The organism is Lentilactobacillus parafarraginis DSM 18390 = JCM 14109 (genome assembly GCF_001435895.1).
GTDB classification, from domain to species: domain Bacteria; phylum Bacillota; class Bacilli; order Lactobacillales; family Lactobacillaceae; genus Lentilactobacillus; species Lentilactobacillus parafarraginis.
Window position 1 is genome coordinate 1 of sequence record NZ_AZFZ01000211.1, and the last position, 474, is coordinate 474.

Annotated in this window: 1 pseudogene; it reads left to right on the forward strand. The window is 41.4% G+C overall.

The features are described from left to right. Positions 1-474: pseudogene (locus tag FD47_RS14775) on the forward strand (IS30-like element ISLpl1 family transposase); the annotation flags it as partial.

Here is a 474-nt window from a genome sequence, read left to right on the forward strand (position 1 = left end):
GGCTGAACCGATCACCGTCAACAATTTCTTATGAATTATCTCGATGTCAACCTTATCAGGCTGAATTAGCACAAACAGATGCCGAATACAAGCGATCACGATGTGGTCGGAAAACTAAGCTGAGCGATGAGTTAAAGCAAAAAATTCTCAACCATTTACGTCTAAGCTGGTCACCAGGAATGATTGCTCACGAATTTAAACTAGCTACTAAATCTATTTATAATTGGCTAAATCAGGGGAGAATTGGTTTCTCCTTGAATGATCTACCTGAACATGGCGTACGCCAACGGCGTAACGTTGACCAACGATCCAAATATAATCAATCTTTGGGGCGATCAATTGAACAGCGTCCCATGATGATTAATCAACGTAATCGCATCGGCGATTTTGAACTAGATACAGTCGTTGGTCCTCGTGGGCATAGTAAGGCAGTTTTAATAACTTTAATCGATCGAAAATCACGGTTCCTTTGGG